The sequence below is a fragment of the Micromonospora sp. NBC_00389 genome (assembly GCF_036059255.1).
Taxonomy (GTDB): domain Bacteria; phylum Actinomycetota; class Actinomycetes; order Mycobacteriales; family Micromonosporaceae; genus Micromonospora.
This window is the reverse complement of sequence record NZ_CP107947.1, coordinates 1765249-1788477: the sequence shown is the minus strand read 5'-3', so window position 1 is coordinate 1788477 and position 23229 is coordinate 1765249. Positions and strand designations below refer to the sequence as shown.

Sequence of the window (23229 nt, the reverse complement as noted above, 5' to 3'; positions counted from 1 at the left end):
GTGCCAGACCCGCGTGGTCACGCACCATCGGGTTTGTCCACCGTGCGCGGCTACGATTCGCGGTCAGTTTGCCACGCACCGACCTGGGTTCTGCGTCAGTGCGGGTGCTTCCCGAAAGTGCTGCTCAAGGCGACCTCGGCGGTGCAGCTCATCTCGCCTGGGGCTAGCTGGGTGTGCGAGGGCCGCCAAAGCTCCGCTCCCTTCGAGGTGACGCGGGCCAGGATGCAGTCGTACTGCGAGGCTCGCAAGGCGACGCCAACCGTGCCGTCCCGCGCGGCGACGCCCTGGCGAATCGCCGGGTCGAGCTGCAGGCCGACGATCGCCGCGCGGACGGCGGCTTCGTTCAAGCCGGCGGACTGGAGGGCGTGCTTCAGACGGTCATCGACGCCGTCGAGCGACGGGTCCTTGGTGACCGGTACCGCAGCTTCCGTCGGGCAGGCGATGTCGTCGTCGCGGGTGTCGTCCTCCGGGCCGAGCTGGATACGAAAGCAGATCTGCTCGTCGCGTTCTTTGATCACTGAGCCGTCCGCGCCGATCTCCACACCATGACCGACCACCTGGAGCACCAGGCTCACGCCGGTCTGCCAGTGCGTCTCGCCGCTGACCGCGAGGACCTTGACGTCGGGGTGCTGGCCTGCGGAGTGCACGTACTTGTCAGCCTGGTAGAGGTGGTCGTACTCGAACCGGAAAAGGACTCTGTCGACCTTCTCCGCAGCATCGGCCACCGCGCTCTTGTGGACCGAGCTCTCCCGAAGGTCAACGGAAGTGCCGATCTTGTCCGCGAGCCGGCCCCCCAGTTTGTTGAGGAACGCCCACGACGCGCCGCCCACCAGCGCCACAACCAGGAGCACCACCACGCCGGACGCTATCTGCTGTTTCCTGCGATCCACGAGCGTGAGTATGCCCGCGCCGGACAAGCCGCGCCGCCCACAAGGCCCGCGACAGAAATGTCTCGGAAGGGAGCCGACGGCAACAGCACCCCGGCATGTTTCTCATTCTGCCCCCAGAAGAGGACACATCCTGGCCGCTTCCGCTGTGAGGGTTGTCGAGCGTCAGACATCCACCCGAACGCGCAAGGAGCTCATCATGTCCGTCACGACCACGACCCACCTGAACTTCCGGGGTGACGCCCGCGCGGCGCTGGAGTTCTACCAGTCCGTGTTCGACGGCCACCTCGCCCTCGTCACCTACAAGGACGCCGGCAACGTCCAGGAGGAGTCCGAGGCCGACCAGGTCATGTGGGGCCAGGTGCTCGCCGAGAACGGTTTTCACGTCATGGCGTACGACGTGCCCTCCAGGATGGCCTACGACCAGGGAGAGAACTCCTTCTTCGTCTCCCTGCGGGGCAAGACGATCGAGGAGGTCACCGGTTACTGGGAGAAGCTCTCCGCCGGGGCGAGCGTGGTGATTCCCCTGGGCCCGGCGGGCTGGGCGCCCGCCTACGGGATGCTGCGGGACCGCTTCGGTGTCGTCTGGGTCGTCGACGTCGTCAGCGAATACAACGCGTAGCAGCACCCACCCTGGATGGGCGGGAGGGAACCACCCCGCCCATCCAGGGCCTTCGGCCAACGACCAGACCGGGCCTATCAGCACTGCCGCATGGTACGAATGCCTCGACACGTGCAAAAGCCATAGAACGGGCGAGTCGATGACGGCGAGTAGGGCAGGCAAGCTGCTGCGGAAGCCCGGGGATCCGCAACGGGCAACATTCCTGGAGCTGTTCTTCGACCTGGCCTTCGTCTACGTGCTCACCCAGCTCTCGCAGGTGCTCAGCCGGGATCTCACGTGGCGCGGCGCCTTCCACACGATGGTGTTGCTGCTGGCGGTGTGGTGGGTGTGGTGCAGCACGGCGACAGTCCCCGACAGGTTCGACCCGCAGCGGCCGGCGATACAGGCGCTGGTCATCGCGACCCTGGTCGGCAGCCTGGTGATGGCTGTCGCGCTACCCGAGGTGTTCGACGCGCAGGGCCTCGTCTTCGCGGGCGCGTACGTCGCCATTCAGGTTGGTCGCAGCCTCGGCCTTCTGATCGCCCTGCGGGGCCACGAACTGCAGCGCGGCGCCGTACGGACGCTTGTCTGGTTCGGCGTGTCTGCCGTGCCGTGGATCGCGGGGGCGCTCGTGCACGGCGCCGCGCGCGAGGCACTGTGGACGCTGGCGGTGGCCCTTGACTACCTGGCCGGCAAACTCCGCTACCCCATACCCGGCCTGGGCCACTCGCCGGCCTCCGAGTTGCCGAGCGCGGCCGAGCACCTGGCCGAGCGTCACCGGCAGTTCTTCATCATCGCGCTCGGCGAGTTGATCCTGGTCTCCGCTTCGACCCTCGGCGGCGAGGGCTTCGCGCCCGACCGGACCACGGCATTCCTGGTGTCGATCGCCACCACCGTGCTGCTCTGGCGCATCTACATCTACCGCGCCGGGGAAGTGTCGGCCGCAGCCATCGCCGGATCTACCGACCCGGCCCGCCTCGGCCTGTCGGCGTTCTACGCCCACCTGGTCATGGTGGCCGGCGTCGTCGTGACCGCTGTCGGCGCCGAACTCGTCATCGCCCATCCGACCGGGCACCCTCAACCGGCCTGGATCGCGGTCATCCTCGGCGGGCCCGCGCTGTTCCTGGCCGGCCGTGCCCGCTTCGAGTACGCAGTCTTCGCCCGGGTGTCCTGGGATCGACCGATCGGGCTGCTCGCGTTGGCCGCCCTGGCACCGGTCATGCTCCTCGTACCATCGCTCGTGGCCACCCTCGCCGCCACCGCGGTCCTGGCCGGGGTTGCCATCTCCGATGCCGCCCACGCGAGAGGGCGCCCACCCGAGCCGCCCTCACCGCCCGACTAGCCGGAACCATCCGACGACAACAGGAGCAGCATGGACCAGCCGAGCCGCCGCCGCGCCCGCGACCTCGGGGTCGTCGTCGGGCCGCTGCCGACCGGCCCGCACAACGCGATCACCGACGTCGCCGGAATCCTGGTCGGCCACACCACCATCGACGACGGCGCCGACCTGCACACCGGCGTCACCGCCGTCGTACCGAGCCAACTCGGCCCGGGACGATGGACCCTGCCGGCCGCCGTGTACTCCGGCAACGGCCACGGGAAGCTCGTCGGCTCGACACAGGTGGACGAACTCGGCGTACTGGAGTCACCGATCGTCCTGACCGCCACGCTGTCCGTCTTCCGGGCGGCGGACGCGCTGCTGAGTCACCTGATGGACCGTCGCCCCGAGGGCCTGTCGTTCAATCCCCTGGTCGGCGAGACCAACGACGGCCACCTTTCGGACATCCGCCGCCGCCCGATCAACGAGGGACACGTGCTCGCCGCGATCACGGGGGCGTCCGGCGAACCGCCGGCGGAGGGCTGCGTCGGGGCTGGCACCGGTACCACGACGCTGGGCTTCAAGGGCGGCATCGGCACCTCGTCGAGGACGGTACGGGTGGCCGACCGTCCGGCGACGGTCGGTGCCCTCGTCCAGTCCAACTTCGGTGGAGAGCTGACCGTCCTCGGCGTCCCGATGCCGGTCGATGAGCTGATCCCAGACGCCGACCGGAGCGAACCGCCCGGCAACTCCTGCATGATCGTGGTGGCCACTGACGTACCCCTGGACGCCCGGCAGCTCGGACGGCTCGCCCGGCGGGCGGTCTTCGCGATGGGCCGGGTCGGGGCGTCCTACAGCAACGGCAGCGGCGACTACGCGATCGCGTTCAGCACCGCACCACCGGACCGGCGCCCCGTCCCCGACGGGGAGATCAACCCGGTCTTCGCCGCCGTCCTGGACTCGGTCGAGGAAGCGCTGCTCAACTCCCTCTTCACGGCAACCACCACCACTGGTGTGGCCGGTCGTACCAGTCACGCCGTTCCGCACGCGGCGATGGTCCGGCGGCTGTCGGCGGCGGGCCGGCTGGCGGCGCCAGCCTGATCGAGCGTGGGGATGCCGGGAGCAGGGCAGTACCAGAGTCCGGCCAACGGGGTCGGGGCCGGCGGAAGGTGAAGATGTCGGCCTGGTCCAGGACGGCCACCACGATCAGCACCCCGGTGGCGACCGCGCTGACCGCCACCAGTGGAAGTCGAAGGGGGACCGCCGCGAGGACAAGGGCGAACAGGCCGACCACCCTCGCCCAGGAGAGCCGCCGGTGGACCGCGACGGAGAACAGGATCCGCCCGACGAGGAAGAGGGTGGGTCCGCCCAGGATGACCACGACGGCGGTCGTGTGGCCGATCTCGGTGGGGTGGGCGATGCTCACCTCGGCCCCGACGGCGGTGGCCACCACCCCGGCGATCATCACCAGGTGCAGGTAGCTGGTGGTGACGCCGAGCCGGGACGGATCGGCGCGCTCGATGGCGGGGCCCAGGCGCTGGCCGGCGGGCGTCACATAGAGCAGACCGATCAACACGGCGGTGGCGAAGACCAGCAGGAAGGCGGCGGTCTCCGGGAGGCTGAGGCGGGTGCCGGAGTACGTGAGACCAGCGACCAGGACGAGTTCACCGAGCGCGATGATCATGATCTGCTGGTACCGCTCGGCGAAGTGCTCGCCCGTGAGGTGCAGCTCCTGCTGCCGTGCACGACCGAGCCACGGCGTCGGCCAGCCGAGTCGTGGCCCGATGAGGTCGATGGCGAGGGCGAGCAACCAGAGCGGCACCCGCCACTCCGGCAGGAACGCACCGACCAGCCACGGTACGGCGGAGACGGCGTACCAGTTGAGGATCCGCAGCGCCCGGCTCTGCCGGGGGTGACCGCGCAGCATGTGGGCGGTGACCACGCCCCGGGCGAGGTGGACCGCGACGTACGCGCCAGCGAAGAGCAGGCCCCGCCCATCCAGCGCCTGCGGGATCGCCACCCCGACAAGCAGGCTGCCCAGCGTGGCGCCGACCAGCAGCCCTCGGATCGCCGGCGTCTCCGGGTCGTACCAGTCGGCGAGCCAGGTGGTGGTCACCCAGATCCACCAGACCGCAGCCAGTAGCAGCGCGGTGCGCAGCCCACCGACCAGGCCGAGGTCGGCGAGGAAGTGCTGCGCCAGCTGACTGAGGGCGAGGACGGCCGCCAGGTCGAAGAAGAGTTCGAGGAAGGAGGCGCTGAGCGGCACGTCCTTTCCGCGCAGCAGCCGTTCGGGCTTGCTCACCATCGGCGCTCCTCCCGGTGGCACGCCCTGCGTCCGTTCGTACCATCCCGGATTGGCCGCTGGCGGCGAAAGCGGGTCAGTGGCGGATGCCGACCCCGGCATAGCCGTGCGAATCCACGGCCTCCCGTTCGCCGTCCGGCCGCCACCGGGTGGTTTCGACCAGACCGGGCTCCACCAGGTCGTACCCGGTGAAGAAGCGCAGCGTCTCGGCGTGCGTGCGGGGCACCAGCGGGGCGCTGCTGTTGCGATATACGGCCTGCCCGCGCTCGGCCAGCTCCGGCGGGATGCCGTCCAGCGTCAGGTGGGACAGCACCAGGTGGCTGCCGGGCGCGGTGGCGTCGCGCAGCCGGGCGATCGCCGCCCACGGGTCGTCGTCGTCCGACACGAAGTGCAGCACCGCGAGGAGCAGCACCGCCACCGGGCGGTCCAGGTCGAGGGTGCCCCGCACGTCCGGGTGGGCGAGCAGCTCGTCCGGCCGGCGCAGGTCGCCCTGCACGACCGCGGTCCCGGGGGCGCCGGTCAGCAACTGCCGGGCGTACGCGACGGCCACCTCGTCGTAGTCGACGTAGACCACCCGAGCGTCGGGCGCCACCGTCTGCACCACCTCGTGCACGGTGCCCTGGGTGGGCAACCCGGCACCGATGTCGAGGAACTGGCGGACGCCCTGCTCGGCGGCGTACCGGACGGCCCGGCGCAGGAAGTGCCGGTTGGTCTGGGCGGCGACCCCGGTCTCCGGGAAGAGTTCGAGCACCCGTTCGGCGGCGGCCCGGTCAGCGGCGAAGTTGTGGCTACCGCCCAGGAAGTAGTCATACATCCGGGCGACGTTGGGTCGGGCGCTGACGTCGGTCGGGTCGGGTGCCGGCTGGTCGGTCACGAGGGAGTCCCTTCGACGGCAAGGTCGGATCTCGATGTCTAGCACCCGGGACGACGACCCGCTGACCCCTCGTGTCGTTGATCCGGCTGCGCCCCTGGTCACGGCCGACCACGGTGGGGGCACCGACTCATCGAGGAGCGACGCCGATGACCAGTCAGCGGGAAACCGTGCGGGTCGACCACGACCTTTTCCGCGCCGTGTACGACTCACCCGCGTCGCTGCCCGGCCGGCACCGGTGGACCACCCCGGAATCGGACGTCCGGCGGCTGGAGAAGCTGCTCGGCATGCCGGCGCGCAGCATCGGCGCCCCGCTCTGGGTCAGCGGCGACGAGCCGGACTGCCCGAAGTGCAGCCGGCGGGTCACCTGGTACGACATCGTCTCGTCGGCGCTCTCCGGCCTGCACGACAAGGCCATGATCGCCACCGTCATCCTCGGCGAGCACAAGTACGTCAACACCGAGGTGCCGGATGCCATCCCCGGCGTCCGCTGCGCCGACTGTCGCACCGCGATCGAGGGCCTGCGCAGCTTCAAGTGCCACAACTGGGCGTACGCCTTCGAAGAGCTGGAGGCCGTCCGCGAGCGGATGGCCGGCGGTCCCGCGCCGACCTGAGCGGACCGTGGCGGGTCAGCCGGCCGAGCGATGGGCGGGGCGGCGACCGGGCGGTGACTGCGGCTCGAGCCCGGGGGTCGGGCAGCGGCGGCATCAGCCGGGTGACCGGCGTGGTGCCGGTGACCCGCAACTGCTCACCGTGGCTGGCACTCGTACGCGGCTGACGTGGCTGCCCGGTATCCCGCACGGCACACCCTCATTGACGTCCCTGATCAGACAAGCAGAGCCGACTGTGTGATCACTGGACGAAGGTCGGGAGGCGGTCCCGACCTTCGTCTCCTGCGCTACCCAGTGCCGCTTTCTACGCTTTCTCCCAGATGAACGGGGTATGAACATTTGGTGAGGTGATTCATGGTGGAAACCGGCAACGTGGACGTTCCGGAGATCAGCGCCGAGTGGTACCGCGACGTCGTCGACGTCGCGGCCGACAGCCCGCAACCGGTGCAGTGGTTCGTCGGGCACGCCACCGAGGGGGTGATCCTGTTGCTCGGCGCGCTGCTGCTGATGGCCGCGCTGAGCCGCCTGTCCGGCGGCCAGCGCGACCGGGCGCTCGCCCTGGTCGCGCCGGTGCCGACCCTCCTGGCGTACGCGGGCAGCGAGTGGATCAAGACGGTGGTGGACGAGGATCGCCCGTGCCGGACGATTGGCTCGGCGATCATCGCGGGTGCCTGCCCACCCCCGGGCGACTGGTCGTTCCCCAGCAACCACGCCACTCTGGCGGGTGCGCTGGCGGTCACCACGCTGCTGCTGTCCCGCCGGTTCGGACTGGTCGCGCTGCCGCTGGCCGCGCTGGCCGCCTTCTCCCGGGTCTTCGTGGGCGTGCACTACCCGCACGACGTGGCCGCGGGCGTGCTGTTCGGCGCCCTGGTCGCCGTGCTGGCCACCCCGCTGCTGGCCCGCCCGGCAGCCGAGGCTCTACGCCGCCGGGCCGACCGCACCCGTCGCCCGGTCCCCGACCTGGCCGGTCCACCCCGCTCCTGACCCCACCCGGCTCACACCGCCGCGCTCACATCGCCATTCGCCGCCAAGATCGTGCTCGATCCTGGTTGTAGTGGCCTCGGCCGCGAACGAGACCACTACATCCTGGATCGAGCGCGACCTTGCAGCGGACGCGGGCGGGCGGCGAGCGAGCGGGCGGGGAGGTCCGTGCGGCGGGCGGTCGCCGGAAGCAACATGTCCTGGCGGCTTGGAGCCTCAGCGGTAAGGCCACGCGCGCCGCGCACCCGCCGAGCGGAGCATCGGCGGTAGGCCGCGCTCAATCGCCCACCCACCCGACGGCCGGTGCCGTCGGTGGCGCGCCACGCTCAACAACACCCACCCACCCCACAGCACGCGGCGTCAGTGGCCGGCCGCGCCTGAAACGCCGCGGGCCTGGCGACGCGGAGCGTCGGTGGTGGGGCGCGCTCAAGCCAGGGCGACCGGGCCGACGACCGTTCGCGCGGATGTCAGGGCAGTCGGGTCTGCAACACGCCGTTCTGGATCCGGGTGGGCAGGATCTGCTGGTCGCTGCCGGACGGCCCCTGCACGACCTCGCCGCCGTTGAGCCGGAACGCGCTGCCGTGCCACGGACAGACCACGCAGGCGTGGCCGTCGATCTCCTGCACGTCGCCCTCGCCGAGTGGCCCGCTCTGGTGCGGGCAGCGCTCCAGCATCACGGTGACCTCCTCACCGTGCCGGTAGAGGATCACCGAGACGTCGTCCACCTCCCGGGTGACCAGCGTGCGTTGCGGCAGCGCCGCCATCTCGGTCAGCGAATGCCAGCCCTCGCTCATCCGGTGCAGCTCGGAGATGCTCTGGTTGACCTGCGCCCCCTGCTTGTACGCCAGGTGACCGCCGACGTACGCGCCGAGGCTCACGGCGGAGAGCCCGAGATATCCGAGGGCACGACCGACGCCGTGCCGGCCGGCGAGCCGCGCGGCCAGCGAGCCGGCGTAGAGCGTCACGCCGACAGTGTTCGCCGCGGCGTGCACCAGGCCGACCCGGCGCTGGTCCCGGGAGAGCGCCGCCCAGTCGTTCAGCCCGGCGACCGCCGCCGGCAACGCGCTGACGGTGCCCAGGCCGACGAGCATGGTGGCAGGCCGGTGCTGCCCGGGCATCAGGTCCAGCACCGCGGCGCTCGTCCAGGAACCGAGCGGCACCTGCACCATCGCCGGATGCAGCGGGTGCCCCAGCGTCACCCCGTGCAGCAGGTCCCGCAGCCGCCGCGGACGCAGCGTGCCGAGGACCACCCGCTGCAGGCGGTCACCTGCCCGGTCCAGCCGGGATGCCTGCTCAACTTTCGTCAATAGCGCTCGCACCTGTACCGACTTCCCGGCGAACGCGGTCGCAAACCGGTCGACGGTGACTAAACCCGTAGCGAAACGTGCAAGATCGACGAGGATTGTCCCGGCGGAGCGCGGCGGGCATGCTGGGCCGATGGGTGTACGGGTGGAGCGCGCCGGGCCGGTGACCACGGTGGTGCTGGATCGGCCGGCGGCCAGGAACGCGGTCGACGGGCCGACCGCTCGGGCGTTGGCCGACGCCTTTCGGGCCTTCGACGCCGACCCGGACGCGGCGGTGGCCGTGCTCTGGGGAGCCGGCGGCACGTTCTGCGCCGGTGCCGATCTCAAGGCGATCGGCACCCCGAGCGGCAACCGGGTCGAGCCGGAGGGGGACGGCCCGATGGGTCCGACCCGGATGACGTTGGGCAAGCCGGTGATCGCGGCGATCTCCGGGTACGCGGTGGCCGGCGGGCTGGAGTTGGCGCTCTGGTGCGACCTGCGGGTCGCCGAGTCCGACGCGACGCTCGGGGTGTTCTGCCGCCGCTGGGGGGTGCCGCTGATCGACGGTGGCACGGTCCGGCTGCCCCGACTGATCGGTGAGAGCCGCGCACTGGACCTGATCCTCACCGGCCGGCCGGTGCCGGCGGATGAGGCGTACACGATGGGGTTGGTCAACCGGCTGGTGCCGCCCGGCCAGGCGCGGGCCGCAGCCGAGGAACTGGCCGCGGAGATCGCCCGGCATCCACAGACCTGCCTGCGCAACGACCGGGCGGCGATGCTGGCCGGCGCGGGCCGGCCCGAGCCGGAGGCCCTGGCGACCGAGTTGGCGTACGGGATGGACTCGCTGGCCGCCGACGCGGCCGCCGGTGCGGCCCGGTTCGCCGGCGGCGAGGGCCGGCACGGCGCGATGCCGCCGGGAGGGGTGAGCCTCCCGGCGGCATCGGCTACCGACGAGATCAGTTGCGGTTGATGGTGAAGGTCGACGTGGTGTTGCGGATGTCCTGGTAGTTGTTGGTCAGTCGCAGGTTGTTGAAGGTGACCGAGCCGACCGCCGGGCCCTGACCGGGTTCCGGCATCTCGTTGGCCCAGATCGCGTAGCCCGACTTCGCGTCGAACGCGTCACCGCTCTTGCGAACGCCGCTGATCGAGACATTGGTGAAGACCGTGTCCGTGATCGGGTTCTCCGGCTGCGACCCGTTGTACTTGGTCTGGAACATGATCCCGGTGTACGTCGGATCGACGATGTCCACGTCGGACACCCGGATACCGCGGAACTCCTTCGAGGCGGAGAAGACCCAGATCGCGGGGAACGTCTGCGATCCCCAGAAGTGCCCACCGGCCCGGATCAGCGAGATGTTCTGGAACTGGGTCGGCGGGCTGGCCCCGAACCCGATGAACGGGTAGCCGAAGTCCAGCGAGCTGATGGTGACCCCCGAGTACGTCAACATGTCCGCGATGTACAGGTTGCGGAAGATGTTGTTGTAGCCGCCGTAGACCGCCAGCCCGGCCGCCCGCCAGGTCAGCGTGGCCGAGAGGTTCTCGAACACGTTGCCGTTGTTGGAGGTCGACGCACCCTGGTCGGTGGCCGAGAAGAGAGCGAAGGCGTCATCGCCGTTCGACCGCCCCTCGGTGTTGGTGATCAGGTTGTTGGTGCTGCCGTTGGTCAGGTTCACGCCATCGGCGAAGGTGTTGCGGAAGCGGCTGTTACGGATGGTCAGCCCGCTGACGCTCACCCCCCAGTACGCACAGACGGTGTGCTCGACCCAGACGCTGTCCAGGGTCATGTTGTCGACGTCCTTCAGCTCACCCCAGACCTTGCCCGGCCCGTCGATGCGGTTGGTGTAGTTGCCGAAGAAGGCCAGGTGCGAGAAGGACGACCCGCTGGCCGAGGACTCCACCCGGAAGCCCGCGTCGGTGTTCTGCTGGCCGGTCGGCGTCTGGAAGCGGGTGTACCACATGCCCGCGCCGACCACCGTGATCGGCTTGCCGTACACCTGGAGCTTCTGCGCGGTCTCGTAGGTGCCGGCCGGCAGGTAGACGCCGATCAGGTTTCCGGTGGTGTCCATCCGGACCGCGTCCAGCGCGTTCTGGACGTCCTGGTGGCTGAAGCCGGTCGGCACCCGGTACCGGGCCGGGTCCGGGTTGGCCCGGGGTGCGACCAGCTCCAGGTTGATGAAGTCGATCGCGTACGTGGTGGTGTTGGCCGGGTCCTTCTGCAACCGGATCCTGCTGCCGGCCGGGATGGTCGAGTTCAACATGACGTTCGCTTCGTCGTACAGGTGCCGGGGCGGGCCGGCGCTCGGCGAGTCACTCGGGCTGGCCTCGGCTCCGTAGAGCCAGATGTGCTTGGAGGTCAGGTTGATCGGCTTGTGCAGGGTGCCGTTGACGTAGATGTTCAGTGTCGAGTCGATGCCTCCGCCGCCGGCCGAGTCCGGGATCGAGAAGCGGGTGACCAGGGTGTTGGTCGCCGCCCGGGTGGTCCACTCGACGTACGAGCCGGTGCTGTTCAGTGTCACCGCCCGACGTCCGGACGCCTCGCCGCCGAGGTTGCCGATGTCCCGGTTCGGCCCGACCTGCCCGGCCCCACCACCGGTCGTGCCGTCCTCGGCCTCGTACATGTCGTAGCCGAGGTTGGCGCCGCGCCCCACGAAGAGCGGGCGGTCACTGGTGTTGTTGGTCTGCTTGACCGGCAGTTCGTTGCCGTCGACGGCGAGCACCACCCGGACGGTGTACTTCCCGTTCGCGGCGGTCCAGGTGCCCAGGTTGATCGGGCCGACCGTCGCGCCGGCGTTGATCACGCCGGAGTGGGAGCCGGTCAGGGTACGGACCACGGTGCCGGATTCGTTGAGCACGGTCAGGGTGATGCCGTGCGCACCGGACGCCGAGGCGACGTTGCCGGCGTTGCGGATCGATACGGAGAAGGTCACCGTGCTGCCGGGCTGCGGGTTGCCCGGCGACCAGTCGACCGCGGAGGCGACCAGGTCGGAGCTGGCGACCGCGCCGACCACCAGCGGGCTGGGGTTGGTGTAGCTGTTGTTGGTGTCGTCCTGCTCGACGACGGTGTTCGACTCGTCGACCTTCGCGCTGAGCGGGTAGCTGCCCGAGTCACGCGTGCCGATGTTGGCGTTGACGGTGGTCGAGGCGCCGGCCGCGAGGCCGCCGACCGACGCGGTCCCGACCCGGGTGGAGCCCAGATAGAAGTTGACGTTGGTCGCGCCGGAGGCCGCCGAGCCGGCGTTACGCACGGTCGCCGAGAGCGTGATGGTGCTCGTCTCGACCGGCGCGGACGGGCTGAACGACATGCCGGTGACGGTCAGGTCCGGGTTCGGCGCCGGGGTGCCGAAGACCTGGAACTCGGCCACCTGCCCGGCGGGGGCACCGGTGTTCGAGGCGATCGAGAGCCGTACGTCGGCCGCCGCACCGGAGACCGGGATGGTCACCGTGTTGCCGCTGGCCGGGTTGAAGCTGTAGTTCGCGGCACCGACCAGGGTGGTGAAGGTCGAGGAGCCCTGGTCCCGGCCGAGCACGGTGATGTTCTGGGTACGCGCACCCCAGGCCGAGTCCGGGTTCAGCTTCAGCACGATCTGGCTGAGGCTGGCGTTCGCGCCGAGCTGCACGGTCAGCGTGCTCGGGTTGCCGTTGCCCTCCCAGTAGGTGGCCACGTTGTTGTCGTTGGCGTTGGTGGCCACGAACGTGTGCACGTACCCGGAGGCGGTGATCGGCTTGCCGATCGCCAGGTTGGTGCCGGTCGGCGGGTTGCCGGTGCCGGTCCGGGTCACGGTGTTGCTGTTCGCCGACTGGTTGCCGGCCGCGTCCTTGGCCCGGACGTAGTACGAGACGGTGGCGCTGTCCGGCTGGCTGTCGGTGTACGTCAGCGTCGAGCCGTTGACGCTGCCGCGCAGTCCGCCGTTGGCGTAGACGTCGTACCCGGTCACGCCGACGTTGTCGGTGGACGCGGACCAGGTGAGCCGGATCTGCCCGCTGGCGGGCTGGGTGTACGCCAGGTTGCCGGGGACGCTGGGGGCCTGGGTGTCGGGGCTGCCGACGGCGCCGTAGACCTCGACCTCGGAGAACTGGGCGGCCGGCCAGCCGGTGTTGCCGGTGACCTGCACCCGCACGTAGCGGGTGCTGGCCGCGGTGAAGCTGACGGTGGCGGTGTTGCCGGTGGCCGGGTTGAAGGTGTAGCCGGCGGACGCCTTCAGGGTGGTGAACGACGAGCCGTTGGTGGAGCCGAGCACGGACAGCGTCTGGGTGCGGGTCTGCCAGGCCGACGGCGGCGGCAGCTTGAGCACCACTCGGTCCACGCTGACCGTGGCGCCCAGGTCGGCCTGGATCCACTGCGGGAACGCGTTGTTGGCGCTCTCCCAGTAGGTGTCGGCGTTGCCGTCGTTGGCGTTGCTCGCCACGTAGTTCTGGTTGTGGCTGCTGGCGGTCATGGTGGCGGAGAGCCCGGCGAGCAGGGCGGCGCGGGCGGCGGCTGCGGAGGGGTCCGCCGCCGGTGCGGCGGTCGCGGGGGTCACGGCCGGCACGGCGGTCAGGAGCAGCCCGGCGAGTACGCCGGCGAGCAGCCGTCGGTGGCCGGTACGGGTGGTTCGGCGAGTGGGATCGGGCGCGCCGGTCGGCGGGGTGCCTCGTCTGGTACCGAATCTGGACATGGCGTCGCTACACCTCTTTCGGGGGTGGGGTGTGGGTGCGTTGCCCGGCGACGGGTGCAGGGGTACGCCCGTCGTACCGCGACAGGTGGGGGACGGTGCGGTGGACAAGACGGGGGATCAGACCGGCCCGGGGCTGCGCTGCGCCGGGCCGCCCGACCGGGTGGCCCCCGCCCCGGACGGGAGGGGGCTGCCCGGCCTAGCTGGAATAGACCTCGAACTCGCTGAGCTGACCGGCCGGCCAGCCGCTGTTGCCGGTGACGGTCAGCCGCAGGTACCGCTGACTGGTCGCCGCGAATGTCACGGTGGCGGTGTTGCCGGTGGCCGGGTTGAAGGTGTAGCCGGCGGACGCCTTCAGGGTGGTGAACGACGACCCGTTGGTGGAGCCGAGCACCGACAGCGTCTGGGTGCGGGTCTGCCAGGCCGACGGCGGCGGCAGCTTCAGCACGACCCGGGAAACCGTCCGGTTGGCGCCCAGATCCACGGTCAGCGACTGCGGGAACGCGTTGTTGGCGCTCTCCCAGTAGGTGCTGGGGTTGCCGTCCACCACGTTCGGCGCGGCGTACACGTCGGAGTGGCTGGTCTCGGTGACCGGCCGCCCGGCCGCCAGGTTGCCGGTGGGCGGTGGTGTGGTCGGGGGCGGGGTGGTAGTCGGTGGTGTGGTGGGCGGCGGGGTGGTGGGCGTGCCGCCGTACACCTCGACCTCGGAGAGCTGGGCGGCCGGCCAGCCGGTGTTGCCGGTGACGGTGACGCGGATGAAGCGACGGTCACCGGCGGGCAGGCCGATCGAGACGGTGTTGCCCGCGCCGGGGTCGAAGACCCGACCGGCGGACGCCGCCAGGGTGGCGTACGACGACCCGTCGGTGGAGCCGAGCACCGACAGGGTCTCGGTACGCCGCTCCCAGCCGGCGGGCAGCTTGAGCACCACCCGGTCGACCGACCGGGCTGAGCCCAGGTCGACGGTCACGGTCTGCGGGAAGGCGTTGTTGGCGCTCTCCCAGTAGGTGGCCGCGTTGCCGTCCACCGCGTTGGCCGCGCTGTAGCTCTGGTTGGTGCTGGTGGCGGTCGCCGGCCGGTTCAGCGCCAGGTTCCCCCCGGTCGGGGGTGGGGTGGTGGGTGGCGGGGTGGTGGGTGGCGGGGTGGTCGGCGGTGGGGTGGTTGGTGGCGGGGTGGTGGGTCCGCCGCCCCACTGTGGGTCCGGCCACGGGCCGCAGTACGGGGTCGGGGTGTACCAGCCGGAGTTGCCGGCGCCCTGGGTGATCTGGAAGCCGCCGCCCACGCAGTTGTGGATCGGGTTGCTCTGCGCGATGCCGGTGGCTCGCACGTTGGTGAACGACACCTGGCTGGGCGCCTGCACCTGGAGCGCGTACGTGCCGGCGCCGTCGATCCGCACGTTGTTCAGGTTGATCCCGCTGGTCTGGCCCTCGATCCAGTGCAGGGCGGCGTACGAGCTGTCCAGGATGTCGGTGTCGGTGATGTTGATGGTGGGCTGCAGGAACGCCTCGTTGAGCGCGGAGAACCAGATCGCCCCGACGCCGAAGTTCCAGTTGTAGTCCGAGTTGCCGTTGCGGATCAATGTGTTCCGGGCGATCGTCCAGGTGCCCTGGACGCCGGTGGCGCCCTGCACGCCGGGGTAGCGGTTGGCGACGTGGATGCCACCGCCGTTGGTCAGCGAGTCGGCCGTCACGTTGTCGGTGATCTTGATGTCCCGGCCGCCGTAGCTGACCAGGTGGTTCGCCAGCAGGGTCACGCCGATGGTGTTGTGCGTGAAGGAGTTGTTGACGTTCGGCACGTTCTGCGCCCACATCGCCAGCGCGTCGTCGCCGGTGTTGCGGACGAAGGTGTTGGTCACCGTCGAGTTGGTCACGCCGGTGTGGAAGTTCACCCCGTCGGCGGTCTGGTCCAGGATCCGGCTGTTGCGGATGGTGAAGTTGTCCATCGGGCCGTCCATCCACGCCCCGACCTTGGTGTTCTCCAGCCAGAGGTTGTCCACCACCGAGTTGGTCATCGCCCCGCCCAGCGCGTTGACCTGGTCGTCGTCCACCCGTTCCCGGATGTCGCCGATGATGGCGAAGTCCCGCAGCGTGACGTTCCGGCTCGGACCACCGGCCTCGTGCGGGCGGACGCCGCCCGTGTAGCCACCACCGGGGACGTACTTGCCGTAGATGCCGGCGGCCCGCTTACGGTCGGTGGGGTGCCGGCCGCCGAGCACCGAATACCACGGGCCGGCGCCGCGCAGGGTCACCCCGTCGACCACCACGTGGTCCCAGAGGGTGAAGGTGCCGGTCGGGATCCAGACCACCCGGCCCTGGGCCTTACCGGCGTCGACCGCCGCCTGGAACTTCGCGGTCGAGTCGGTCGCGCCGCTCGGGTCGGCGCCGAAGTCGGTGACCACGTCGAGCGCACCGGCGGGCTTGTCGATCGGCCCGCCGACCAGCTCGAAGTCGGCCAGGTCGATGGTGAAGGTGGGCGACTGGGCGGTCGAGGAGACCTGCAACCGGACCTTCGTGCCGGCCGGGTAGGTGCTGCCGAACATCGCCCGGGTCTCGTCGTAGAAGTGGTGCGGGTTGGTGTCGCCCGGGTTGTTGTTGAACGGGTAGCCGCCGTAGTACCAGCCGTACCTCGAGGTCACCGGGACCGACTTCAGCAGCGTTCCGTTGGCCCGCAGGTCGATGGCGGCGTCCCGGCCCGTGCCGGCCGGGCTGTCGGGCAGGCTGTGCCGGAAGGTGACCGCGTTGGCCGGGGCGGTGAGGGTGAACTCGACGTACTCGCCGACGGAGTCGAGGGTGACCGCCTCCCGGCCGGACGCCTCGGACGGCAGCGTGCCGTAGCGCCGGTCCGGGCCGATCTTCGTGCCGTTGTGGGCGGCCTTCTCCGCCTCCTGCTCGACGAACGGGACGGTGGCGCCCCGGCCGGGAATGTCGAAGGGGGACAGCCCGGCCGCCGAGGCTGGGGTTGCGGTGCCGGTGACCGCGAGGGCGGTCACCGAGGTCGCGACGAGCAGGGTGGCGGCGATGGCGGCCAACCCTGCCCGGGTCGGGTGTCGGAGGTGGTGCGCGGTGCCGGTGGTGTGGTTGGCCATGAGCTGCGCTCTCCCTTTCGTCAGGCAGGCCAGGTCCCCCCGTATCCGTGCGGCGTGGCGGGTCCCCCCTCTTTCCTCCTTCCTCCGACGGCCCACGCTGGGCCGGGGTGGGTGCTCGGTGCCGGCGACCGGGACGGGCCGCCGGCTCCACGGCGATCAGGTCAGGCCAGGCCGGGCCCCTCCGCCGGCTCTGGGGTACGCAGCCAGACGGCGGTGTCCGGTGGCAGCAGACCGTCATCGAGCGGCCCGCTGGCCAGCAGCAACTCCCCCTCGGCGGGCAGCGGGACCGACGAGTCGGCGAGGTTGACGAGGCAGCGGAACCCACCGCCGCGGCTGAAGGCGAGCACCCCGTCCGGGGCGGGCAGCCAGCTCAGGTCGCCGTCGCCGAGCGCCGGTTCGGCCCGCCGGATCGCGATCGCCGCCCGGTACAGCTCCAGCATCGAGGCCGCGTCGCCGGTCTGCGCCCGGGCCGTCCGGTCCTTCCAGTCGGCCGGCTGGGGCAGCCAGGGCGCTGCGGCGCCGGCGGGGCTGAACCCGAACGGCGGCTCGTCACCGGCCCAGGGCAGCGGCACCCGACAGCCGTCGCGACCGGGGTCGACCCGGCCGGAGCGTTCCCACATCGGGTCCTGGCGCAGCGCGAACGGAATGTCCTCGACCTCGTAGAGGCCCAGCTCCTCGCCCTGGTAGACGTAGGCGGCGCCGGGCAGTGACAGCGAGAGCAGCGCGGCGGCCCGGGCCCGGCGGGTGCCCAGCTCCAGGTCGGTGGGGGTCCCCTCGCGCTTGGCGGCGAAGCTGAACGTGGTGTCCGCTCGGCCGTAGCGGGTGACGTGCCGGGTGACGTCGTGGTTGGAGAGCACCCAGGTGGCCGGCGCGCCGACCGGCGCGTGCGCGCTCAGCGTCCCGTCGATGCTCTCGCGCAGGGCGGAGGCGTCCCAGGCGCAGCCGAGGAAGTCGAAGTTGAACGCCGCGTGCAGTTCGTCCGGGCGCAGGTAGTTGGCGAACCGCTGCCGGTCCGGCATCCACACCTCGCCGATCAGTGCCCGGTCGCCGGGGTACTCGTCGGCGACCCGCCGCCACGCGCGGTAGATGTCGTGCACCCCGTCGAGGTCGCGGAACGGGTGCGGCCGGCCCGGCACGGTCTCGGGCAGCGTCCCGTCCTTGACCAGCAGCCCGGCCGAGTCGATCCGGATGCCGTCCACCCCTCGGTCGAACCAGAACCGCAGAATGTCCTCGAATTCGGCCCGCACCGTGGGGTGGTCCCAGTTGAAGTCCGGCTGTTCGGGGGCGAACAGGTGCAGGTACCAGTCGCCGGGCGTGCCGTCCGGGTTGGTGGTCCGGGTCCAGGTCTCGCCGCCGAACTCGCCGACCCAGTCGGTGGGCCGCTGGTCGCCGTTCGGGCCCCGGCCGGGCCGGAACCAGAACAGGTCCCGCTCGGGCGCGCCGGGCCCGCCGGCGAGTGCCGCCTGGAACCAGGGGTGCGCGTCGGAGCAGTGGTTCGGCACCACGTCGACGATGGTCCGGATGCCGAGCACGTGTGCCTCCGCGATCAACGCCTCCGCCTCGGCGAGGGTGCCGAAGACCGGGTCGATGTCGCGGTAGTCGGACACGTCGTAGCCAGCGTCGGCCATCGGCGAGGGGTACCAGGGGCTGAACCAGATCGCGTCGACGCCGAGCGCGGACAGGTGATTCAGCCGGGACCGGATGCCGGCGATGTCGCCGATGCCGTCGCCATTGCCGTCGGCGAAGCTACGTGGGTACACCTGGTAGATCACCGCTCCACGCCACCACGGACCGCTGTCTGCTGTGGACACGAGCACCTGCTTTCTGGGTCAGTACGTCGGCGGGTTCGCCGGACCTAGATATGTGTCGGGCGAACAGTCGTTGTTCGCCGCGGGAGGTTACGCTGCCGGCTATCCCTTGAGGCTGCCCGAGGTCAGACCGGACATGATGTTCCGCTGGAAGATCAGGAAGATGATGACGGTCGGGATCGCGGCGATGACCGACGCGGCGATCACCACGTTCATGGGCGTACCACCCGAGAAGGCGTAGATGCCGACGCTGACCGTCCGGGTCTCGGGCGACGGCATGACCAGCTTCGGCCAGAGGAAGTCCTTCCAGACCGCCGTCACGGCGAAGATCGAGACGACGCCGAGGATGGGTCGCGACAGCGGCAGGATGATCGACCACAGCGTGCGCAGTGACGTCGCCCCGTCCATCAGGGCTGCGGCCATCAACTCCTCGGGAATCGAGTCGAAGAACCGTTTCAGCAGGAAGATGTTGAACGCGTTCGCGACCAGCGGCAGCCAGATCGCAAACGGTGAGTCGAGCAGGTTGATGTGCAGGATCGGCAGGTCGATCACGGTCACGTACTGCGGGACGATGAGGACCATCGCCGGAATCATCAGCGTGCCCAGCATCAGGGCGAGGATCACGTTGCCGAACATCGGTCGAAGCTTGGACAGCGAGTACGCCGCAGCGGTGTCGAAGACGAGTTGGAACAGCACCGCGCCCGTCGCGTAGTAGAACGTGTTGAACAGCAGTTTGGCGAGGTCCAGGTTGTTCCACGCATCGATGTAGTTCTGCGGCTCGGGATCCTGCGGGAACAGCGAGGGTGGGGTCTGCGCGATCTCCTGGCCGGACTTGAGCGCGCCGGTGACCATCCAGTAGAGCGGCCCGAGGAAGACGAGTGTGAAGCCCGCGACGACGACGGCGAGCAGCGTCCAGTAGATGACCTTGCCGCGCCCGCGGCTGAGCTGGGCGTGCGAGATAAGGGTCCGGGTCCCGGAGTCCTGTGCCATTCCTCGTCCCGTCCTAGTCCTGTTTCGCGCTCAGACGCAGGTAGGCGGCGGAGAAGCCGGCCAGCACCACGAGCATGATCACGCCGAGCGCCGCAGCGCCGTTGAGGTCGTTCTGGAAGAATCCGTGCTGGTAGATGAGGTACGCCACCGAGGTCGCGGAGTCCTCCGCGCCCGCACCGTTGGCGAGGATCAGCGGTTCGATGAAGAGCTGCATCGTGGCGACGATCTGCAGCATCGCCAGGAGCGCGAGGATCAGCCGGGTCTGCGGGATCGTCACGTTGACGATCCGCCGCCAGATGCCGGCACCGTCGAGCTCGGCCGCCTCGTAGAGCTCGCCGGGGATGTTCTGCAGCGCCGCCAGGTAGATGAGCACGGCGCCGCCCATGTTCATCCAGGTCGACGCGATCACCATCGCCGGCATCGTCATCTCGGGGGACTGCATCCACTGCGAGGTGGGCAGGTGCAGTGCCTTGAGGATGGCGTTGAAGAGGCCCGCCTCGCTGGGGTCGTACGCGTAGAACTTGAAGAGGAAGAGCGCCGAGGCTGGTGGCAGCATCACCGGCAGGTAGACCAGGATTCGCAGGTACCCCTTGGCGTGCCGGAACTCGTTGAGCAGGATCGCCACGAAGAACGGCACCGCGTACCCGAGCACGAGTGCGAGCACGGTGAAGTAGAGCGTGTTCTGCCAGGCGGGCCAGAAGCTGGGGTCGGCGATGATGCGGGAGTAGTTGTCCCAGCCCACCCAGGTGGTCTCGCCCCGTCGGGTGCGCTGGAAGCTCATCACGATGCCGCGGATCATCGGATACCAGGAGAAGACAACGAAGCAGAGCACCGCCCCGATCAGGAACGCGTGACCGGTGAGGTTGTCCCGTACCTTGCGGCCGAGGCTCGTACGCTGCGGCCCCGGGTACGAGGACGTGGGGCGCCCCGGTGTTCTGGCGGCCGGGACGGTGGTGATCGCCAAGGCAACTCCTGGGTGATTCAGTGACCGGACGATGCGGCGCGAATGCTGTGGGGGCCGGCGCACCGGCCCCCACAGCATCGGATCAGCTCTCGGCAGCGAGGAGCTGGTTGACCTTCTCTTCGGCCGTCTTGAGCAGCGCGTCGATGTTCGCGTTCGGGTTCGTCAGCACACCGGACATCGCGGCGTCGAGCACCGCGTAGACCGCCTGCGCGTTGCGCGGCTCACCCTTGATCGTTACCGGGGTCGCCTCGAAGAGCGCGAAGTTCGCGGTGTCGACGTTCGCGTTCGCCTTACGCAGCTCGAGCTCCTGCTTCTGCGCCGCGCTGCCGTTGGCGAAGAGCAGCGGCTGGGGCAGACCGACCGGGTAGTTCTGCGGCTTGGCCCGGACGTAGTCGAACTGGCCCTTGCCCGGCGTCAGCTTCTGGTACGCGATCCACTTCAGACCGGCCTTGACCTGCTCGGGAGTGAGGTCCTTCTTGAAGAAGTAACCCTCGCCACCACCGAGCGTGCCCTTCGCCGCGCCGTCCTGGCCGGGCAGCGGGCTCATCGCCCAGTCCTGGAACTTGCCCTGGAACTGGCTGACGATCGCCTGCGTGGAGTCGGGCGCGCCGATGAACATGCCGACCTTGCCCGCACCCGCGTTGGTCAGCAGGTCGCCCCACTGCAGCAGTTGCCGGACGCCCATGCTGTTGTCGCCGTACCGCATGTCCTTGAGGTTCTGCAGGACCTGCTTGCCCGCCGCGTTGTTGAAGTCGGCCTTCTTGCCGTCGGGGGTCAGCACCTGGCCGCCCTGCGAGTAGAGCAGGGAGGTGAAGTGCCAGCCGCCGGTGTTGCCGGCGCTGTACTCGGAATAGCCGGCGATGCCGTTGCCGAGCGCGGAGATCTTCTTGGCGGCGGCCCGGACCTCGGCCCAGGTCTTGGGCGGGTTGTTCACGTCGAGCCCGGCCTGCTGGAACAGGACCTTGTTGTAGACCAGGCCCATCGAGTAGTTCTTCACCGGGACGGCGTAGAGCTTGCCGCCGTCGGTGAAGACCTCCTTGAGTGCCGGGTCGACGCTGTCCCAGGTAGGGATTGTGTCCTTGTTGGCCAACGAGGAGATGTCCATCGCCTGACCGGAGTCGAGCACCTGCTGGAGATCGGTCATGTACCCGTAGAACACGTCGGTCACGGTGCCGCCGGCGAGGCGGGCGGTGAAGTCCGGCGGGTTGTTGCACTGCTCGCCGACGCTCACGCTCTTGATGATGATGTCGGGGTTCTGCCGCTGGAACTCGGCGACGTCGTCGTTCCAGTTCTTCAGCAGCTCTTTCTGAGCGCCGACCGGCTGGCAGTCCACCGTGATGGTGACCTTGCCGCCTGCGTTGGTGTCCTTGTCGTCGCTCTTCGTGGAGCACGCCGTGAGGCTGAACCCCAGGCCGGCCACGAGCGCTAACGCCGCAGCCTTTCGGTATTGCGGTACGGACATCTGTCCATCCCTTCGGGAACGGGTGTCTCCATGACGTTCGTGATCTGCGGTGATACGACCTGACGCCCAGTAGCTGCGTCGGAGCCAGGTGTGAGTGGAGTCACTGTAACGAGGCCGACTCATTTCGGCAAGGTATCGATGCGGTTGTGAAAGGACACGACTTCCTAACGGCAAATAACGACAAGATCGTGAAACAGGCCCGGGATGTTGGCTTTTCAGCCCTTATGGACGAACGCCCGATCAGGCCGGCGTTGCGCGGTTCCGGCAAGGACGAAAAGGCCGTCGACCGCGAGAGGCGGTCGACGGCCGAAGCGTCGTTTCAGCGGAACCTACGGAGGCGACCCTCCGGGGCCGGGACGGTCAGTCGGTGTCCAGCTCGCTGGTCAGCGGCCGGGGGCGGGCGCGGTGGAACCACGCACCACCAGCTCGGGCTCGAACAGCAACTCGTCGTGCAGCACGCCGGCCCCCTCGATCTGGGTGACCAGCAGGTCCACCGCGGCCTGCCCCATCGTCTCGATCGGCTGCCGCACGGTGGTCAACGGCGGGTCGGTGCAGGTCATGAACGCGGAGTCGTCGAAGCCCACCACGGACACATCGGTCGGCACCGCACGACCCAGCCGCCGGGCGGCCCGGATGGTGCCCAGGGCCAGCACATCGCTGGCGCAGATGATGCCGGTGACGCCCCGCTCGACCAACTTGGTCGCGGCGACCCGCGCCCCTTCCATGGAGAAGCTGGAGCGCTCGACGTACTCCGTGTCGTCGCCCCAGCCCGCGGCCTGGACCATCGCATCCAGCTTGCGCCGGGACGGCACGTGCCCCTCCGGGCCGAGCACCATCCCGATCCGGTCGTGCCCGAGCGAGCGCAGGTGCCCGTACGCCTGCTCCACCGCCACCGCGTCGTCGGTGGAGACCCGGGGGAAGCCCAACTCGTCCACACCCGCGTTGACCAGCACCACCGGCAGGCCCCGGTCGGTCAGCCGCCGGTAGTGGTCGTGCCGGGCGTCGGCGAGCGCGTACGAGCCACCGGCGAAGATGACCCCGGAGACCTGATGGTCGAGGAGCATCTCCACGTAATCCATCTCGGAGACGCCACCGATGGTGCGGGCGCAGAGCGCCGGTGTGAAACCACGTTGGGCGAGCGAGCCGGTGACCACCTCGGCGAGCGCCGGGAAGATCGGGTTCTGCAACTCGGGCAGCACCAGCCCGACCAGCCGGGCACGCTCGCCGCGCAGCTTGGTCGGCCGCTCGTAGCCGAGCACGTCCAGCGCGGTCAGCACGGCCGTCCGGGTCGCCTCGGAGACCCCGTCCCGACCGTTGAGCACCCGGCTGACGGTGGCCTCGCTGACGCCCGCCTTCTTGGCAACTTCAGTCAACCGCTTGGTCACGGCCGCAATCGTACGTCATCAGAATGAAAGAA

General features: G+C 69.9%; 17 protein-coding genes. 6 read left to right on the top strand and 11 right to left on the bottom strand.

Features of this window, described 5'->3' with window-relative positions; all coding sequences use genetic code 11:
• Positions 1 to 95: 95 nt before the first annotated feature.
• Positions 96 to 857 (bottom strand): hypothetical protein, encoded by a 762-nt coding sequence (locus OG470_RS08540; RefSeq protein ID WP_328422442.1) that lies wholly within the window; start codon positions 855 to 857, stop codon positions 96 to 98.
• Positions 858 to 1086: 229 nt separating this feature from the next.
• Here OG470_RS08540 and OG470_RS08535 point away from each other — a divergent pair, with 229 nt between their 5' ends.
• From OG470_RS08535 to OG470_RS08525, 3 genes are all read left to right on the top strand, one after another.
• Positions 1087 to 1509, top strand: coding sequence for a VOC family protein (locus OG470_RS08535; protein WP_328422440.1), 423 nt, complete (start codon positions 1087 to 1089; stop codon positions 1507 to 1509).
• Between the two features lie 139 nt (positions 1510 to 1648).
• Positions 1649 to 2830, top strand: a complete 1182-nt coding sequence (locus tag OG470_RS08530; RefSeq protein ID WP_328422439.1) for a low temperature requirement protein A — start codon at positions 1649 to 1651, stop codon at positions 2828 to 2830.
• A gap of 30 nt (positions 2831 to 2860) precedes the next feature.
• Positions 2861 to 3907: a P1 family peptidase gene (locus tag OG470_RS08525; RefSeq protein WP_328422437.1), complete on the top strand. Its 1047-nt coding sequence runs from the start codon at positions 2861 to 2863 to the stop codon at positions 3905 to 3907.
• On the opposite strand, the gene OG470_RS08520 is transcribed toward OG470_RS08525, so the two are convergent.
• Both OG470_RS08520 and OG470_RS08515 read right to left on the bottom strand, forming a co-directional pair.
• Positions 3798 to 5111, bottom strand: a complete 1314-nt coding sequence (locus tag OG470_RS08520; protein WP_328422434.1) for a low temperature requirement protein A — start codon at positions 5109 to 5111, stop codon at positions 3798 to 3800. The two genes, OG470_RS08525 and OG470_RS08520, sit on opposite strands and share 110 nt — an antisense overlap.
• A 73-nt stretch (positions 5112 to 5184) precedes the next feature.
• Positions 5185 to 5982, bottom strand: coding sequence for an SAM-dependent methyltransferase (locus OG470_RS08515; RefSeq protein ID WP_328422432.1), 798 nt, complete (start codon positions 5980 to 5982; stop codon positions 5185 to 5187).
• A 146-nt stretch (positions 5983 to 6128) separates the two neighbouring features.
• On the opposite strand from OG470_RS08515, the gene OG470_RS08510 reads away from it, so the two are divergent.
• Together OG470_RS08510 and OG470_RS08505 are read left to right on the top strand one after the other, a co-directional pair.
• Positions 6129 to 6593 (top strand): hypothetical protein, encoded by a 465-nt coding sequence (locus OG470_RS08510; RefSeq protein WP_328422430.1) that lies wholly within the window; start codon positions 6129 to 6131, stop codon positions 6591 to 6593.
• 351 nt (positions 6594 to 6944) lie between these two features.
• Positions 6945 to 7574 carry a phosphatase PAP2 family protein gene (locus tag OG470_RS08505; RefSeq protein ID WP_328422428.1) on the top strand — a complete coding sequence of 210 codons (630 nt, stop codon included), beginning with the start codon at positions 6945 to 6947 and terminating at the stop codon, positions 7572 to 7574.
• 464 nt (positions 7575 to 8038) lie between these two features.
• Here the strand turns inward: OG470_RS08505 and OG470_RS08500 are convergent, their stop codons facing one another.
• Entirely contained in the window at positions 8039 to 8890 is an 852-nt protein-coding gene (locus tag OG470_RS08500; protein WP_328422426.1) for a Rieske 2Fe-2S domain-containing protein, read from the bottom strand.
• Positions 8891 to 9008: 118 nt separating this feature from the next.
• Here OG470_RS08500 and OG470_RS08495 point away from each other — a divergent pair, with 118 nt between their 5' ends.
• Complete coding sequence (locus tag OG470_RS08495; protein WP_328422424.1) at positions 9009 to 9824, top strand: crotonase/enoyl-CoA hydratase family protein; 816 nt, start codon at positions 9009 to 9011, stop codon at positions 9822 to 9824.
• On the opposite strand, the gene OG470_RS08490 is transcribed toward OG470_RS08495, so the two are convergent.
• The 7 genes from OG470_RS08490 to OG470_RS08460 form a co-directional block, all read right to left on the bottom strand.
• Positions 9811 to 13509, bottom strand: a complete 3699-nt coding sequence (locus tag OG470_RS08490; protein ID WP_328422422.1) for a discoidin domain-containing protein — start codon at positions 13507 to 13509, stop codon at positions 9811 to 9813. The genes OG470_RS08495 and OG470_RS08490 overlap by 14 nt on opposite strands.
• A gap of 196 nt (positions 13510 to 13705) precedes the next feature.
• Positions 13706 to 16588 carry a discoidin domain-containing protein gene (locus tag OG470_RS08485; RefSeq protein ID WP_328422420.1) on the bottom strand — a complete coding sequence of 961 codons (2883 nt, stop codon included), beginning with the start codon at positions 16586 to 16588 and terminating at the stop codon, positions 13706 to 13708.
• Positions 16589 to 16749: 161 nt separating this feature from the next.
• The gene (locus tag OG470_RS08480; RefSeq protein ID WP_328422418.1) at positions 16750 to 18399 is read right to left on the bottom strand and encodes a glycoside hydrolase family 13 protein; all 1650 of its coding nucleotides are present in this window, start codon (positions 18397 to 18399) and stop codon (positions 16750 to 16752) included.
• Positions 18400 to 18498: 99 nt separating this feature from the next.
• Complete coding sequence (locus OG470_RS08475; RefSeq protein WP_328422416.1) at positions 18499 to 19386, bottom strand: carbohydrate ABC transporter permease; 888 nt, start codon at positions 19384 to 19386, stop codon at positions 18499 to 18501.
• Positions 19387 to 19399: 13 nt separating this feature from the next.
• Complete coding sequence (locus OG470_RS08470; protein WP_328422414.1) at positions 19400 to 20350, bottom strand: carbohydrate ABC transporter permease; 951 nt, start codon at positions 20348 to 20350, stop codon at positions 19400 to 19402.
• Between the two features lie 82 nt (positions 20351 to 20432).
• A complete protein-coding gene (locus OG470_RS08465) occupies positions 20433 to 21812 on the bottom strand; it encodes an ABC transporter substrate-binding protein (RefSeq protein WP_328422412.1) in 1380 nt (459 codons plus the stop codon).
• 383 nt (positions 21813 to 22195) lie between these two features.
• Positions 22196 to 23197 (bottom strand): LacI family DNA-binding transcriptional regulator, encoded by a 1002-nt coding sequence (locus tag OG470_RS08460; RefSeq protein ID WP_328422410.1) that lies wholly within the window; start codon positions 23195 to 23197, stop codon positions 22196 to 22198.
• Positions 23198 to 23229: the final 32 nt, after the last annotated feature.

Coding starts and splice junctions, on each gene's coding strand:
- OG470_RS08535 (WP_328422440.1), top strand. CDS start 1,087: ATGTCCGTCACGACCACGACCCACCTGAACTTCCGGGGTGACGCCCGC.
- OG470_RS08530 (WP_328422439.1), top strand. CDS start 1,649: ATGACGGCGAGTAGGGCAGGCAAGCTGCTGCGGAAGCCCGGGGATCCG.
- OG470_RS08525 (WP_328422437.1), top strand. CDS start 2,861: ATGGACCAGCCGAGCCGCCGCCGCGCCCGCGACCTCGGGGTCGTCGTC.
- OG470_RS08520 (WP_328422434.1), bottom strand. CDS start 5,111: ATGGTGAGCAAGCCCGAACGGCTGCTGCGCGGAAAGGACGTGCCGCTC.
- OG470_RS08510 (WP_328422430.1), top strand. CDS start 6,129: ATGACCAGTCAGCGGGAAACCGTGCGGGTCGACCACGACCTTTTCCGC.
- OG470_RS08505 (WP_328422428.1), top strand. CDS start 6,945: ATGGTGGAAACCGGCAACGTGGACGTTCCGGAGATCAGCGCCGAGTGG.
- OG470_RS08495 (WP_328422424.1), top strand. CDS start 9,009: ATGGGTGTACGGGTGGAGCGCGCCGGGCCGGTGACCACGGTGGTGCTG.
- OG470_RS08490 (WP_328422422.1), bottom strand. CDS start 13,509: ATGTCCAGATTCGGTACCAGACGAGGCACCCCGCCGACCGGCGCGCCC.
- OG470_RS08485 (WP_328422420.1), bottom strand. CDS start 16,588: ATGGCCAACCACACCACCGGCACCGCGCACCACCTCCGACACCCGACC.
- OG470_RS08475 (WP_328422416.1), bottom strand. CDS start 19,386: ATGGCACAGGACTCCGGGACCCGGACCCTTATCTCGCACGCCCAGCTC.
- OG470_RS08465 (WP_328422412.1), bottom strand. CDS start 21,812: ATGTCCGTACCGCAATACCGAAAGGCTGCGGCGTTAGCGCTCGTGGCC.